At 69.1% G+C, this 15412-nt stretch carries 12 protein-coding genes and 2 tRNA genes; 2 read left to right on the top strand and 12 right to left on the bottom strand.

The annotated features are described in order from the left end of the window. Nucleotides 1-149: 149 nt before the first annotated feature. Nucleotides 150-222, bottom strand: a tRNA-Ala gene (locus tag ACFWU3_RS13505). Between the two features lie 142 nt (nt 223-364). On the opposite strand from ACFWU3_RS13505, the gene ACFWU3_RS13500 reads away from it, so the two are divergent. Beyond that, entirely contained in the window at nt 365-913 is a 549-nt protein-coding gene (locus ACFWU3_RS13500) for a helix-turn-helix domain-containing protein (RefSeq protein ID WP_384435624.1), read from the top strand. Nucleotides 914-958: 45 nt separating this feature from the next. Further along, nucleotides 959-2362, top strand: a complete 1404-nt coding sequence (locus ACFWU3_RS13495; protein WP_384435621.1) for a serine/threonine-protein kinase — start codon at nt 959-961, stop codon at nt 2360-2362. 44 nt (nt 2363-2406) lie between these two features. On the opposite strand, the gene ACFWU3_RS13490 is transcribed toward ACFWU3_RS13495, so the two are convergent. The 11 genes from ACFWU3_RS13490 to dnaN all read right to left on the bottom strand — a co-directional run bounded on the left by ACFWU3_RS13490 (nt 2407) and on the right by dnaN (nt 15122). Next, a complete protein-coding gene (locus ACFWU3_RS13490) occupies nt 2407-3888 on the bottom strand; it encodes a hypothetical protein (protein ID WP_384435618.1) in 1482 nt (493 codons plus the stop codon). A gap of 365 nt (nt 3889-4253) precedes the next feature. Continuing rightward, entirely contained in the window at nt 4254-4388 is a 135-nt protein-coding gene (locus ACFWU3_RS13485) for a DLW-39 family protein (RefSeq protein ID WP_003958712.1), read from the bottom strand. Nucleotides 4389-4638: 250 nt separating this feature from the next. Beyond that, entirely contained in the window at nt 4639-5010 is a 372-nt protein-coding gene (locus ACFWU3_RS13480; protein WP_384435615.1) for an amphi-Trp domain-containing protein, read from the bottom strand. Nucleotides 5011-5174: 164 nt separating this feature from the next. After that, a tRNA-Ile gene (locus tag ACFWU3_RS13475) sits at nt 5175-5251 on the bottom strand. Between the two features lie 59 nt (nt 5252-5310). Next, nucleotides 5311-5976 carry a DUF3566 domain-containing protein gene (locus ACFWU3_RS13470; protein ID WP_384435612.1) on the bottom strand — a complete coding sequence of 222 codons (666 nt, stop codon included), beginning with the start codon at nt 5974-5976 and terminating at the stop codon, nt 5311-5313. 3 nt (nt 5977-5979) lie between these two features. Beyond that, complete coding sequence (gene gyrA, locus ACFWU3_RS13465; protein WP_384435609.1) at nt 5980-8583, bottom strand: DNA gyrase subunit A; 2604 nt, start codon at nt 8581-8583, stop codon at nt 5980-5982. A gap of 40 nt (nt 8584-8623) precedes the next feature. Next, entirely contained in the window at nt 8624-10687 is a 2064-nt protein-coding gene (gene gyrB, locus ACFWU3_RS13460; RefSeq protein ID WP_384435606.1) for a DNA topoisomerase (ATP-hydrolyzing) subunit B, read from the bottom strand. 562 nt (nt 10688-11249) lie between these two features. Next, nucleotides 11250-11795, bottom strand: coding sequence for a DciA family protein (locus ACFWU3_RS13455; RefSeq protein ID WP_327682366.1), 546 nt, complete (start codon nt 11793-11795; stop codon nt 11250-11252). Next, nucleotides 11792-12955 carry a DNA replication/repair protein RecF gene (gene recF, locus ACFWU3_RS13450; RefSeq protein WP_384435602.1) on the bottom strand — a complete coding sequence of 388 codons (1164 nt, stop codon included), beginning with the start codon at nt 12953-12955 and terminating at the stop codon, nt 11792-11794. Before recF ends, ACFWU3_RS13455 begins: the two co-directional genes overlap by 4 nt. A 30-nt stretch (nt 12956-12985) precedes the next feature. Further along, nucleotides 12986-13864 (bottom strand): phosphogluconate dehydrogenase (NAD(+)-dependent, decarboxylating), encoded by an 879-nt coding sequence (gene gnd / locus ACFWU3_RS13445; RefSeq protein WP_313945307.1) that lies wholly within the window; start codon nt 13862-13864, stop codon nt 12986-12988. Between the two features lie 127 nt (nt 13865-13991). Continuing rightward, the gene (gene dnaN / locus ACFWU3_RS13440; protein WP_384435598.1) at nt 13992-15122 is read right to left on the bottom strand and encodes a DNA polymerase III subunit beta; all 1131 of its coding nucleotides are present in this window, start codon (nt 15120-15122) and stop codon (nt 13992-13994) included. Between the last annotated feature and the right edge of the window lie 290 nt (nt 15123-15412).

Genomic DNA, 15412 nt, shown 5'->3' with positions numbered 1-15412 from the left:
GATGTGTACGCATCTCGAGTTGCGAAGGACCGACGCAGGACATAGGCGGTTCTTCTGATGAACACCACCCGGACGGCCCAGAGCGGCCCCGGAAAAATCAAAAAAGAGCGCCCCGGCCTGCGGAAACAGGCCGGGGCGCTCTTCGTGTGTGGAGCCTAGGGGAGTCGAACCCCTGACATCTGCCATGCAAAGACAGCGCTCTACCAACTGAGCTAAGGCCCCTGGTCGCAGACCACAGTACCGGGTCACCCCCCGGTTCCTGCAAAAGGGATTGGGGCTCCCGGTGGGCGACCACTCTCCGTAAGATGCACGACGTGGTTCGCAGCAGCGAAGCCCGCTTTGGGGAAAGCGATGGGGAGACGCCATGGACGCCGCTCAGCAGGAAACGACCGCAAGAGCCAGAGAGCTGCAGCGCAGCTGGTACGGGGAGCCGTTGGGGGCGCTCTTCCGCCGGCTGATCGACGACCTGGGCCTCAATCAGGCCCGGCTCGCAGCCGTGCTCGGGTTGTCGGCTCCGATGCTGTCCCAGCTGATGAGCGGCCAGCGGGCCAAGATCGGCAATCCGGCGGTCGTCCAACGCGTCCAGGCGCTCCAGGAGTTGGCGAGTCTTGTCGCCGACGGAAGCGTCAGCGCTGTGGAAGCCACCGACCGGATGGAAGAGATCAAGAAGTCGCAGGGCGGGTCCGTCCTCACCGGAACGAGCCAGAGCACGAACAGCTCCGGGGCTCCGACGGTGCGCCGGGTCGTCCGTGAGATCCAGTCGCTGCTGCGCTCCGTGGCCGCCGCCGGCGACATCATCGATGCCGCCGACTCCCTCGCCCCGAGCCACCCGGAGCTGGCAGAGTTCCTCAGGGTGTACGGCGCCGGACGCACCGCGGACGCCGTCGCCCACTACGAATCGCACCAGAACTGACGCGGGGCGGACGCCTCACGAGGGAACGGGAGCGGGCGCAGCGCCATGGGTGAGGTCTTCGCTGGTCGGTACGAGCTGATCGACCCGATCGGGCGCGGTGGTGTCGGTGCGGTCTGGCGCGCCTGGGACCACCGGCGCCGTCGCTGTGTGGCAGCCAAGGTGCTGCAGCAGAGCGACGCGCACACCCTGCTGCGCTTCGTCCGTGAGCAGGCGCTGCGGATCGATCACCCCCATGTCCTCGCTCCCGCGAGCTGGGCGGCGGACGACGACAAGGTGCTGTTCACCATGGACCTGGTGAGCGGCGGATCGCTGGCGCACCTCATCGGTGACTACGGCCCGCTGCCACCCGCCTTCGTGTGCACGCTGCTCGACCAGTTGCTGGCCGGGCTGGCGGCGGTACACGCGGAGGGCGTCGTGCACCGCGACATCAAGCCGGCGAACATCCTGCTGGAGGCGACGGGGACCAAGCGGCCGCATCTGCGGCTGTCGGACTTCGGTATCTCCATGCGCAAGGGCGAGCCGCGGCTGACCGAGACCAACCATGTGGTGGGCACACCCGGCTACTTCGCTCCCGAGCAAATGCTGGGCGCGGAACCGGAGTTCACCGCGGACCTCTTCGCGGTCGGCCTGGTCGCGCTCTATCTCCTCCAGGGGCAGAAGCCCGACTCCCGTGCCCTGGTGGAGCACTTCACGCACCACGGCACCCCGAGCGCTCCTGCGGGCATACCCGAGCCGCTGTGGCAGGTCCTGGCGGGTCTGCTCCAGCCGGACCCCGATGCGCGCTTCCGTACGGCCACAGGGGCGCGCAAGGCGCTCACCGCCGCCGTCGAGATGCTTCCCGACCCCGGGCCCGACGACGAGCCGGTCGAGGTCTTCGACCAACTGGGGTCTCTTCCCCCCGGGTTCGGCCCCTGCGGCCCCGAGCAGCCGTCCCCGCAGAGCGCGCCGACCGGGTACACGGCACCACCGGTCGGATACACGGCACCGGTCGCCGAGCCGACGCAGCCACCCGCGCAGCCGGCCCATCCGCCGTCGCAGACCAACAGCTTCCCGGTCACTCCTCCGCCCCGGCAGCCGCCCGCGGTGCCGCCGTACGTGGACCATCCCGCGCAGCCGGCCACCCCTCCCCCCATGCCGGCGGCCCCACAGCCGGCCCCACACCCGGCTCCGACGCCGGCGCCCCCCACTGCTCACCACGCCTCCCCTCCTGGCCACCCCGCGCCGGAGCAGCCCTCGCTGTCCGGGACCGCTCCGACGACACCGATGCGGTACGAATCGCCTCTCACTCGTGCTTACACCGCTCAGAGCCCTCAGGTTCCGTTCCCGCACGCGCCGGTTCCGAGCGTGGGCAGACAGCGAACGGGACCGCCCCCGAAGGTCGCGGTCCCGATGCTGATCGTCGCGCTGCTCTGCTTCGCCGTGGGCATCTGGGCGTTGACCCAGGCCTGAGCCCGAGCCCTCCCGCCCGGCCGTGCCGGAGCCGTCGGTCCGGGCTACCAGCTCGGCGGCGGCCCGAACTGCCCCTGCTGCGCCCCCGGAGACCGACCCGGCACCTGGCCGCCCTGCGGGTGGCCACCGGGCGCCTGGCCGCCCTGCGGGTGACCGCCCGGCACATGTCCCTGATCCGGGAGCGTCGCCGGTCCCTGCGCAGGCACCGTCGGCGTACCGGCACCCGGGCCCGCCTGCCCGCCGGAGGCCCGCCGGCGCTTCAGCAGCAGCCACACCCCCAACCCGAGCAGCAGCACGGTGCCGGTACCGATCAGGACGGCGGCCACCAGTTGCAGCGGGTCGCTCCCGTCCTCGTCCGAGCCGCTCTTCCCGCTGTCGGCGGCCGCCTGGTCGTCCTCGGTGACCTGGAAGTCGCCCGCGGCGCCGTCGTAGGCCGGAGCGGCCTTCGGCTTGCCCGTGACGTTGACCCGGAGCGTCAGCGCGAGCGGCGTGCTCCCGTACTCCGCGCCGACTTCGGGGCTCAGCGTCACCGCGATGTAGTACCAGCCCGCGAAGCGCATGGCGTTCGTGGACTCGGTCGAGTCGAAGCGGTTCTCGTAAGCGACCGGCGGTACCGGGTCGAGCGCGACGGACTTCTGCTTGCCGTCGTAGTACACGCTCGCGGTCTCGTCGACGAGTCCGCGAGCCGGGTTGTGCAGGGACACCGACAGGGCGCTCGACACGCTCTGGGTGGTGTCGGAGGCCGTCGGGCTGGTGCCCAGGTCGGCGCTGGCGAAGATCTGCTTGCCCCAGTCGAGCGGCACCCGGTAGAACCGCGTCCGGCCCGGGAGGATCTCGTCCTGCCACTCGCCCTCGGTGAGGCCGGTGGCGTCGGAGAAGCTCGTGCCGCCGGCGCGCTTCTGCGGGCTGCCTGCCGGGGGCGGGGGAGAGGCGGAGGGCCAGTTCTCGGGCGCCGCCGTCGGACCAGCCGCCTTCAGGCCGGGCTCCGAGGCGAAGCGGATCTCCACGTCCCACGCTTCGGGGGTGGACGCCGCGTCGCCGTCCCGCTCGATGAGGACGTAGTACGCGCCGGCCTCCTGACAGCTGCTGCTGTCCTTCTCGATCATCCGGTCCGCGTAGGCGGCCACCGGCCTGGCGTAGGCGGCCGAGCCGAACTGGGCGTCGCCGCTGCCGCACTTGGTCCCCGAGCGGTCCTCGATGCTCACCGAGAGCTTGTCCAGGGAGGCGACCTTCGTCTTGAGCTTAGGTACCGCCACCGCGGAGATGTAGGCGTTCGTCCGAGCGTCCAGATCGACGCGGTAGTAGCGCTTCTCGCCCGGCTTGATCGCGTCCCTGTAGACCGATCCCGCCGTCAACGCCGGCCCGTCGCTGTTGACCGCCGAGCCCTTGACCGTCTTGGCCTCGCTGTCGAAGACGTACGGATTGGGCTCCCCGGCCGCCAGAGCCTGCGTCGGCAGTCCCGCCACCACGCACATCGCCGCGATGGCCGCCAGCGCCACCCGGCCCCTGTCGCGCTGCCTCTTCACGCGCTTCTCCTCGGTGTGCTGGTCGTGTCGGTGGCATGCCCGGCCCGTGTCGCGTCCGGACGAGCAGCGGACCGCGATCATGACGGCCGCCCCGCCCCGCAACCGCGGCGATCACCGCGGGGGGACCATCCTGCCCCGTCGCCCGCTCCGCTGTCTGCGCCGGACGACGAATAGCCCGTGTTGTCCGCCTCGTTACCGCTGTCGCGCTCCCCCGAGGCCCCTCAGGTTTGCTTGAGCAAGCAATCAGTTTGCTCGGGTGAACCATCGGCCGGAAGCGTCACAACAGCACCCGGCACCCGGCACCCGGACAGCACGAAGCCCCGGCCGCTTCGAGCGGCCGGGGCTTCAACCAAGACTGTTGCGTCTCACACACCCGAACCTGCGGGCACGGAGTCGGTCGCCTCCGTCCACAGATCCTGCTCGGCGCGATCCGCCTGGATCTGGCGGTACACGAGGAGCCCGCCGATGGCGGCCAGTGCGACCAGGAGAAGCTTCTTCACCGCGCGACCTCGTCTTTCCTTGACGTATGAGGACTTCTGGCGCCCGACTATACACACCGACCGATACCGATCGGTGACCTGCGTACGCCGGGCGCTGGGCCCAACTGGAGCCCCGGACAAAGCGATCGATCCGCTCCTGCCCATCGGCATCATCACCGTTCGCCGAAACCACCGGCCTAGTTGTCGTACCGGCGAAGCGTCACCGCCGGCGGACGAACCCGGCAGAATTCGCAGCCGCCCCCTGCGCGACTCAGGACGCCTTTGCGGCAGGCCGCTTCGCGCTCTTGCTCCTGCTGGTGCCGGTACTGCTCCGCGCGGCCTTGGCAGGCGCACTCCTGCGCCTCCTGGCGGTCGCCGCCGTGCCCGTCGGGGCCGCCGGGGGCGACGCCTCCCCGTGCGAGATCGGCCAGGTGAACTCGATCTCCAGCTCGATCTCTCCGTCACCCACCTCGACCTCGATCTCGCTGCGAAGGTCGTCGGGGATCCGCAGGCTCACCGTCCCCGACCCCAGTTCCAGTGAGACATCCCCGCCCTGCCTCAGCGCCGCCGCCAGCGCCGTGAGCTGATCGGCCGCCTCCAGGCGGGACAGCGAGCGCTTCTGCTCGAACTTCAGGTCCGTCATGGCGTCTCCGATCCGGCGGAACCAGGGGATAACGCCAATTCTGATGCCAAGCACCGGATCGGACATCTTCACAGCCGGCGAGACACCGGAACGGCCGAGGCCGCGACCGCACACCCACCGGATGCGAAAGACCCCCAACCATGATCGGCTGGGGGTCTTTCGGCTGGTGGGGCTAACAGGATTTGAACCTGTGGCCTCATCCTTATCAGGGATGCGCTCTAACCAACTGAGCTATAGCCCCGCCGCGCTGCGCGCTGACCTCTGAAGATTAGCGCACGTCTGGCGCAGCTCCCAAATCGGTTACTCGTCCTCCGCCAGAGTGAGCTCGACGCCGCCCACGAACCCCGCTGAGAGGTTGTAGATGAAGGCTCCGAGCGTCGCCAGCGCTGTGGCCAGCACCACATCGATCACCGCGATGACCGAGGTGAAGATGAGCACGCGCGGCAGCGACAGGAAGGACTGGAGGTCGAAGCCGTTGCTCTCGTTCGAGCCGGTGGCCTCGCTGATCGTCCCGCCGACCGTCGAGAAGACGCCCATCGCGTCCATGACCATCCACAGCACCGCGGACGCGATCACCGTGCAGATGCCCAGCGCGATGGAGAGCAGGAAGCTGACCTTCATCACCGACCAGGGATCGGCCTTGGCGACGCGCAGCCGCGCCTTGCGGGTGCGCGGAGTCGTCCGCGCCCCGGTGCGCGGCAGGCGGACGCCTGCCTGGGTCCCGCCGCCGCCCTGGGGCGACTGGTAGGCCTGCGGCGGATGGTACGGCTGTGCCGCCTGCTGAGGGGCCGGCTGCTCGCCTGCATACGTCTCGTACGGGGGCTTGGGCCCCCGGGTGTCCGTCACCGTCATCCCCCTGCCATCGGCGGGAGTGCCCCCGCCCTGGGAGTCCGCGGCAGGGCCACGGGCACCGTTCGCTCCAGCAGCTCCGGCAGCGGCCGAACCGGCGCCCGTGGCTCCACTCACGCTCTACTCCTCGTGCTCCCCGGCCGAGGACTCCGTGCCCTCGACTGCAGCCTCGGCCCCACCGGCGTCGGCTTCATCGGCCCCTTCGACCTCTTCGGCCTCACGACCCGCCTCGGCGTTGCGAGCGATACCGACGACGGCATCACGCTTGCCCAGGTTGATCAGTTGGACGCCCATGGTGTCACGGCCCGTCTCCCTGACTTCGTTGACTCGCGTACGAATCACACCGCCACCAAGGGTGATGGCGAGGATCTCATCCGTCTCCTCGACCACCAGCGCGCCCACGAGCGAACCACGGTCCTCCACGATCTTGGCGGCCTTGATACCGAGGCCACCGCGACCCTGGACGCGGTACTCGTCGACGGCGGTCCGCTTGGCGTACCCACCATCGGTAGCAGTGAACACGAACGTACCGGGCCGCACCACATTCATCGAGAGGAGCTGATCCCCCTCACGGAAACTCATGCCCTTGACGCCCGAGGTCGCACGGCCCATCGGGCGCAGTGCGTCGTCCGTCGCGGTGAACCGGATCGACTGGGCCTTCCTGCTGATGAGCAGCAGGTCGTCCTCGGCCGAGACCAGCTCGGCGCCGATCAGCTCGTCGTCGCTGCCGTCGTCCGTCTCGCGAAGGTTGATCGCGATGACGCCGCCCGATCGGGGTGAGTCGTAGTCCTTCAGCGGGGTCTTCTTGACCAGGCCGCCCTTGGTGGCGAGCACCAGGTAGGGCGCGGCGTTGTAGTCGCGGATCGCCAGGATCTCGGCGATCTGCTCGTCCGGCTGGAAGGCCAGCAGGTTGGCGACGTGCTGCCCGCGGGCATCCCGACCGGCGTCGGGAAGCTCGTACGCCTTCGCCCGGTAGACCCGGCCCTTGTTGGTGAAGAAGAGCAGCCAGTGGTGCGTGGTGGAGACGAAGAAGTGGTCGACGATGTCGTCTTCCTTGAGCTTCGTGCCCCGGACGCCCTTGCCGCCCCGCTTCTGCGAGCGGTAGTCGTCGGTCTTCGTGCGCTTCACATAGCCGCCACGCGTGATGGTGACGACGATGTCCTCCTCGGCGATCAGGTCCTCGATGGACATGTCACCGTCGAAGGGCACCAGCTTGGAGCGCCGGTCGTCGCCGAACTTCTCGACCAGGACGGCCAGTTCATCGCTGACGATCTGGCGCTGCTTCTCCGGCGAGGCGAGGATCGCGTTGTATTCGTTGATCTTCGCCTGCAGCTCGTCGTGCTCCTGCACGATCTTCTGGCGCTCCAGGGCGGCCAGTCGGCGCAGCTGCATCTCGAGGATGGCGTTGGCCTGGATCTCGTCGATCTCCAGGAGGTCCATCAGGCCGCCGCGCGCGATCTCGACCGTGTCACTGCGCCGGATCAGCGCGATGACCTCGTCGATCGCGTCGAGAGCCTTGAGCAGACCGCGCAGGATGTGCGCCCGCTCCTCGGCCTTGCGCAGCCGGAACTTCGTGCGCCGGACGATGACCTCGACCTGGTGCGTCACCCAGTGGCGGATGAAGGCGTCCAGGGACAGCGTGCGCGGCACACCGTCGACCAGCGCCAGCATGTTCGCGCCGAAGTTCGTCTGGAGGTCGGTGTGCTTGTACAGGTTGTTCAGCACGACCTTGGCGACGGCGTCGCGCTTGAGCACGATCACCAGACGCTGACCGGTCCGCGAGGAGGTCTCGTCGCGGACGTCCGCGATGCCGCCGATCTTGCCGTCCTTCACCAGGTCGGCGATCTTCTGCGCGAGGTTGTCCGGGTTGGTCTGGTACGGAAGCTCCGTGACCACCAGGCACTGGCGGTTCTGGATCTCCTCGACGTCGACGACCGCGCGCATCGTGATGGAGCCGCGACCGGTGCGGTACGCCTCCTCGATGCCCTTGCGGCCCACGACCAGCGCACCGCTCGGGAAGTCCGGGCCCTTGATCCGCTCGATGAGCGCGTCGAGCAGCTCCTCGTGCGTCGCGTCGGGGTGCTCCAGCGCCCACTGCGCTCCGGCCGCGACCTCGCGGAGGTTGTGCGGCGGGATGTTGGTCGCCATGCCGACCGCGATACCGGCCGAACCGTTGACCATCAGGTTCGGGAACCGCGCCGGCAGAACCGTCGGCTCCTGGTTGCGGCCGTCGTAGTTGTCCTGGAAGTCGACGGTCTCCTCGTCGATGTCCCGGAGCATCTCCATCGACAGCGGCTTGAGCCGGCACTCGGTGTACCGCATGGCGGCGGCCGGGTCGTTGCCCGGGGAGCCGAAGTTGCCGTTGGAGTCCACCAGCGGCATGCGCATCGACCACGGCTGGGCCAGGCGGACCAGGGCGTCGTAGATCGAGGAGTCACCGTGCGGGTGGTAGGTACCCATGACGTCGCCGACGACGCGGGCGCACTTGTAGAAGCCCTTCTCGGGGCGGTAACCGCCGTCGTACATCGCGTACAGCACGCGACGGTGGACGGGCTTGAGACCGTCCCGTACGTCCGGCAGCGCACGCGACACGATGACGGACATCGCGTAGTCGAGGTAGGAGCGCTGCATCTCGGTCTCGAGCCCGACGGGCTCCACGCGCATCCCCACGCCCGGAACGGCGGGTTCCTCTTCGGGCATCACAGGGGTGTTCTCGTCGGCCATTGCTGGTCAAAGTCCTTTCGTGCGGTCAGCTGAGACCGACTCAGATGTCGAGGAACCGAACGTCCTTGGCGTTGCGCTGGATGAAGGAACGCCGTGCCTCGACGTCCTCTCCCATCAGCACCGAGAACAGATCGTCGGCCTGCGCCGCGTCGTCCAGCGTGACCTGGCCGAGCACGCGGTGGTCCACGTCCATGGTCGTGATGCGCAGCTCCTCGGCGTTCATCTCGCCGAGACCCTTGAAGCGCTGGATCGAGTCTTCCCTGATCCGCTTGCCGCTCTGCTTGCCGAGCTCGACGAGCGCGTCGCGCTCACGGTCCGAGTACGCGTACTCGAAGTCGTCCCGGCCCCACTTGATCTTGTAGAGCGGCGGGCGCGAGAGGTACACGTGCCCGGCTTCGACCAGCGGCCGCATGAAGCGGAAGAGGAAGGTCAGCAGCAGGGTGTTGATGTGCTGGCCGTCGACGTCGGCGTCCGCCATCAGGATGATCTTGTGATAGCGGAGCTTCTCGATGTCGAAGTCCTCGTGGACTCCGGTGCCGAAGGCCGAGATCAGCGCCTGGACCTCGGTGTTCTGCAGGATCTTGTCGATCCGCGCCTTCTCGACGTTCAGGATCTTGCCGCGGATCGGCAGGATCGCCTGGTACATCGGGTTACGGCCGGACTTCGCCGAGCCGCCGGCGGAGTCACCCTCGACGATGAAGATCTCGCACTTGGTGGGGTCGTTCGACTGGCAGTCGCTCAGCTTGCCCGGCAGGGAGGCGGACTCCAGCAGGCCCTTGCGCCGGGTGAGGTCACGGGCCTTGCGGGCCGCGACGCGCGCCGTCTGCGCCTGGACGGACTTGCGGATGATGTCCGCGGCCTCGTTCGGGTTGCGGTCGAACCAGTCCGTGAGGTGCTCGTGCACGACCTTCTGGACGAAGGTCTTCGCCTCGGTGTTGCCCAGCTTGGTCTTGGTCTGGCCCTCGAACTGCGGCTCACCCAGCTTGACCGAGATGATCGCCGTCAGGCCCTCGCGGATGTCCTCGCCGGAGAGGTTGTCGTCCTTCTCGCGCAGCAGCTTCTTGTCGCGCGCGTACCGGTTGACCAGGCCCGTCAGGGCGGACCGGAAGCCCTCTTCGTGGGTACCGCCCTCGTGCGTGTGGATCGTGTTCGCGAAGGAGTAGACACCCTCGGTGTACTGCGAGTTCCACTGCATCGCGATCTCGACCGAGAGCAGCCGCTCCTTGTCCTCGGCCTCGACGTCGATGACGGTCGGGTGGATGAGCTCGCCCTTGCGCGAGTTCAGGTACTTCACGAAGTCGACGATGCCGCCCTCGTAGAAGTACGTGACCGTGCGGACCGGCTCCTCGCCCGCCTCCTCGACGGTGTCGGCACCGGCGGTGGCCTTGGCCGACTCGCGCTCGTCCGTCAGCTTCAGGGTGAGGCCCTTGTTGAGGAAGGCCATCTCCTGGAAGCGCCGGGAGAGCGTCTCGAAGGAGTAGTCGGTGGTCTCGAACACGTCGGGGTCGGACCAGAACGTCACCGAGGTGCCGGTCTCGTCGGTCGCCTCGTTGCGCTGGAGGGGCGCGGTGGGCACGCCGAGCTTGTACTCCTGGGTCCAGCGGTAGCCGTCCGTCTTGATCTCTACGGAGACCTTGGAGGACAGGGCGTTGACGACGGACACGCCCACACCGTGCAGACCGCCGGAGACCGCGTAACCGCCACCGCCGAACTTGCCGCCCGCGTGCAGGACAGTCAGCACGACCTCGACGGCCGGCTTGCCCTCCGACGGGACGATGCCGACCGGGATACCGCGGCCGTTGTCGACGACGCGCACGCCGCCGTCGGCCAGGATGGTCACATCGATCATGTCCGCGTGACCGGCCAGGGCCTCGTCGACGGAGTTGTCGACGACTTCTTGCACCATGTGGTGCAGACCGCGCTCACCGGTGGACCCGATGTACATGCCGGGGCGCTTGCGGACCGCGTCCAGTCCCTCGAGGACGGTGATCGCGCTGGCGTCGTACGAGGCGGTGACCTCGCCGTGTCCGCCGGCGGGGGTGGACGGATTGTTCTCGTTGGGGTTGCCGGAATCGGCCACGAAGCGCCCTTTCTGGCACAGCACAAGCCGTTCTCCGGGCAGGCGGGAGCGGCTGCGTCGTTCGACATGTTCCGCGAGAAGGCGGGATTGCTCACCAGTCTACCGGTACGGCCGACACTCATGGGGGTTTGCCGGTAGCTGAGTCCGCATGTGCCGCCCTGAACACCGGCCGTCCGACTCCCCACATCCGGGAAGGGGCTCCAGAGGGCTCACGCGGGCATTGAGAGCTTCGGGCTGTCAACCTCTGGCTACGGTGAGGGACACCCGGGGCGATGCGGGTGATACAGGGGGGAAGTGAGGGGTCCGCTTGGGGCGGGATCGTGGGTCTCGGCAGCGGAATCCGGGTACGCGGTGACCCTCGTGCGGGACGGCCCGCGGGGCCCGGTGTGACGCAAATCCCGCGGCGCCTCGATGCCCGCCTCAGAAGGACATGGGACAGGGGCCCGGCGGTTCCGGTGCGGCGGCTCGGAGGACTCCGGAGGCTCTGGCTCCGGTACCTCGTTTCCAGGGTCAGGTCACCCGGTGGTCGCAAGGAGGCGGCGGTTGTGGACGGCGAAGGTCCGGGGTGCCGAAAACTCGACCGGGCTCACCCGTACGTGTCCCCCGGACCCACACTCCCCGGCGCCCGCAGCGGCCCGTACCCCTTGCGCGGCCCGCCGGGCCCGAGCACCTTGATCAGCCGAACCGTGCCGTGTCCCAGGTCCTCGTTCAGACGGGCCACCAGTCGTGGGGCCAGCAGCCGCAGCTGCGTCGCCCAGGCAGTCGAGTCGCACTGCACCGTCAGCACGCGCTCGTCGGGGTCCTCGTCGTACCGCAGCGGCACACAGTGGTTCGCCAGGTCCTCGCCCACGATCTGCGGCCAGCGGCCCATCACCCCGCCCACCGCGGCCGGCGTCTCCCAGCCGCGCTCGGTGATCAGCCGGTTGATGGCCGAGCCCAGCGGCAGAGGGTCGCGGCCGTCCGCGCGGGCCCCGGAACGCAGTCCGCCGCCCCGTCTGGCCTGCCGCTTCTCCTGCGCGGCCGCACCCCGCGCCCGCGCCTGCTCCTTCGCGGCGCGCAGCGCGACCCGCGCCAGGTCCACGCCGGACGTCTGCGGTTCCTGAGGGGTGTCCGCCGGAATCTCGTCGCTCATACGCGCTCCACCTCGCCACCGGCCACGGCGTACCGAGCCCCGGCGAGTACCCCCGGCACATCGTCGTCGACGGCCGCCGTCACCAGGACCTGCTCGCCCGGAGCCACCAGCTCCGCCAGTCGCTCCCGCCGCTTCACATCCAGCTCGGCGAAGACGTCGTCCAGGACGAGCACGGGCTCGTTGCCCTCCGCGCGGAGCAGGTCGTACGAGGCCAGCCGCAGGGCCAGCGCGTACGACCAGGACTCTCCATGGCTGGCGTATCCCTTGGCGGGCAGCTGCCCGAGCTTGAGCACCAGCTCGTCCCGGTGCGGACCGACCAGCGTCACGCCCCGCTCGATCTCCTGCTTGCGCACCTCGCCGAGCGCGGCGATCAACTGTGCGTACAGCTCGTCCCGGCCGCTCGGACCGTCGGCGGCGGCGCCCGGGGAGTCATCCGCCCCGGATTCCGCCGCACCGGCGGAGGAACGGTACTCCAGCGCCAAGGGCCCACCGCCGGGGGCCAGCGCGTCGTACGCCTTGTCGGCGAGCGGCTGAAGTGCGGCGATCAGCTCGGCACGCTGCGCCAGCAACTCCGCGCCCGCGCGCGCCAGATGCTGGTCCCAGACGTCCAGGGTGGACAGGTCCATCCCGCGTCCGCCGTGCCGCCGTGCCATCGCCGCGGACTTCAGCAGGGTGTTGCGCTGCTTGAGCACACGGTCGTAGTCGGAGCGGACTCCGGCCATCCGCGGCGAGCGCGCCGTGACGAGCTCGTCCAGGAACCGGCGCCGCTCGCCCGGGTCGCCCTTCACGAGCGCGAGGTCCTCCGGCGCGAACAGCACCGTGCGGACGATCCCCAGCACATCACGCGGCCTGACCTGCGACGACCTGTTGATACGCGCCCGGTTCGCCCGCCCCGGATTGAGTTCGAGCTCCACCAGCTGGGAGCGCTCGCCCTGGGTGACGGCCGCGCGGATCACCGCACGTTCGGCTCCCATACGCACCAGCGGCGCGTCCGACGAGACGCGGTGGCTGGCGAGCGTCGCCAGATAACCGACCGCCTCGACGAGGTTGGTCTTGCCCTGCCCGTTCGCCCCCACGAACGAGGTGACGCCCGGATCGAGCGGGACCTCGACCCGGGCGTACGAGCGGAAGTCGGTCAGCGACAAGTGCGTGACGTGCATGGATGTGCGCCGACCTCCCCCGGCTGGGACTTACTTGGTGTTCTCCACCGCGTGGCCGCCGAACTGGTTGCGCAGCGCGGCGATCATCTTCATCTGCGGGGAGTCGTCCTGACGGGAGGCGAACCGGGCGAACAGCGACGCGGTGATCGCGGGCAGCGGTACGGCGTTGTCGATCGCGGCTTCCACAGTCCACCGGCCCTCGCCGCTGTCCTGTGCATAACCCCGCAGCTTCTCCAAGTGCTCGTCGTCGTCGAGGGCGTTGACCGCCAGGTCGAGGAGCCACGAGCGGATGACGGTGCCCTCCTGCCAGGAGCGGAAGACCTCACGCACATCGGTGACCGAGTTGACCTTCTCGAGCAGCTCCCAGCCCTCGGCGTAGGCCTGCATCATGGCGTACTCGATGCCGTTGTGGACCATCTTGGCGAAGTGGCCGGCGCCGACCTTGCCCGCGTGGACGGAGCCGAAGTCGCCCTCGGGCTTGAGCGCGTCGAAGATCGGCTGGACCTTCGCCACGTTCTCGGCGGTTCCGCCGTACATCAGCGCGTAGCCGTTCTCCAGGCCCCAGACACCGCCGGAGACACCGCAGTCGACGAAGCCGATGTCCTTGAGGCCCAGCTCGACGGCGTGCTTCTCGTCGTCGGTCCAGCGCGAGTTGCCGCCGTCCACGACGACATCACCGGGGGACAGCAGCTCGGCCAGCTCGTCGATGGTCGACTGGGTCGCGGCGCCCGCCGGGACCATGACCCACACGACCCGCGGGCCCTTCAGCTTCTCCACAAGTTCCTGCAGGCTGTGGACATCGGCGAGGTCCGCGTTGCGGTCGTAGCCGAGGACGGTGTGGCCCGCGCGGCGAATGCGCTCGCGCATGTTGCCGCCCATCTTGCCGAGGCCGACGAGACCGAGCTCCATCTGAAGTTCCTTTAGCGTTGTATGCCGATTCGTACCCGGCTCCGAGCCTACGCCCGGAGGGTCGGAGCAGCCCGGCAGGCCTGCTCGGAGAGTGAGCAGGCCCCGGGAGTCCCCGCGCCCCGTGGGCTCAGCCGGAGAGCCGTACAGGCATGATCAGGTACTTGTACGCCTCGTCCGCCTCGGCATCCACAGCCGGCCTGCCGCTCAGCAGCGCGGGCTTCGTGGACGTGGTGAACGACAGCTGGGCGACCGGCGAATCGATCGCGCTCAGACCGTCGAGCAGGAAGGTCGGGTTGAAGGCGATCGAGATGTCGTCGCCCTCCAGCTGCGCGTCGACACGCTCCACAGCCTGTGCATCGTCGCTGGAGCCGGCCTCCAGGATCAGCACGCCCTGCTCGAAGCTGAGCCGGACCGGGGTGTTGCGCTCGGCCACCAGGGCCACACGCTTCACGGCCTCGACGAAGGGGGCGGTCTCGATCACCGCGACGGAGTTGAACTCGGTCGGGAACAGCGTCCGGTACTTCGGCAGATCGCCTTCGAGGAGACGGGTGGTGGTGCGCCGTCCGGCGCCCTCGAAACCGATCAGGCCCTCGCCGGCACCGGAGCTGGAGAGCGCGAGCGTCACCGTGTCGCCACTGGTGAGCGCCTTGGCGGTGTCCAGGAGCGTCTTGGCGGGCACCAGGGCGACGGCGGACGCGTCCGGGTTCTCCGGCTTCCACAGGAACTCGCGGACCGCGAAGCGGTAGCGGTCGGTGGAGGCCAGGGTGACGGTGTCGCCCTCGATCTCGATCCGCACGCCGGTGAGCACGGGCAGGGTGTCGTCGCGGCCGGCGGCGATGGCGACCTGCGCGGCGGCGGAGGCGAAGACCTCACCGGGCACGGTGCCGGTCGCGGTCGGCATCTGCGGCAGCGCCGGGTACTCCTCCACAGGCAGGGTGTGGAGTGTGAATCGCGAGGAGCCGCAGACCACGGTCGCTCGTACACCGTCTGTGGAAATCTCCACCGGGCGGTTGGGGAGGGCGCGGCAGATGTCGGCGAGCAGGCGGCCGGAGACGAGCACGGTGCCGTCCTCGTCGACCTCCGCCTCCACGGAGACCTTGGCCGAGACCTCGTAGTCGAAGCTCGAGAAGCTGAGGGCGCCGTCCTCGGCCTTCAGCAGAAGGCCGGCAAGTACGGGCGCCGGCGGACGGGCCGGGAGGCTCCGGGCCACCCAGGCCACCGCCTCCGCGAGTACATCGCGCTCAACCCGGATCTTCACCGGAACCGCCTCCTGCTGTTGCTGGCTCGCCCTTGCTGGCCTTCGTCGTCGGCTGTGTTGCCGGGGACCAGTCTGACGCACGGCACCGACAGTCGGTGCGGGTCGGGGTCAAGTCGTGGCGACCGGTGCGCCGGGCTCCTGGCTCGAGTTGTGCACAGGGCCCTCTTCGAAGCGAATTTCCCGGTAACTCTAAGTGGGAGTAGTAGTAGGGCCTGTGGAAACCGTGGATAACGTCGTTTTCCCAGGTCAGACCCACTTTTTTGTCCACCGCGCCTGTGGGCGGGACCGGT

It is taken from the genome of Streptomyces sp. NPDC058685, assembly GCF_042714725.1.
GTDB lineage: Bacteria > Actinomycetota > Actinomycetes > Streptomycetales > Streptomycetaceae > Streptomyces.
The sequence above is the reverse complement of the archived record's forward strand: the minus strand, read 5'-3'. Positions and strand labels throughout refer to the sequence as shown.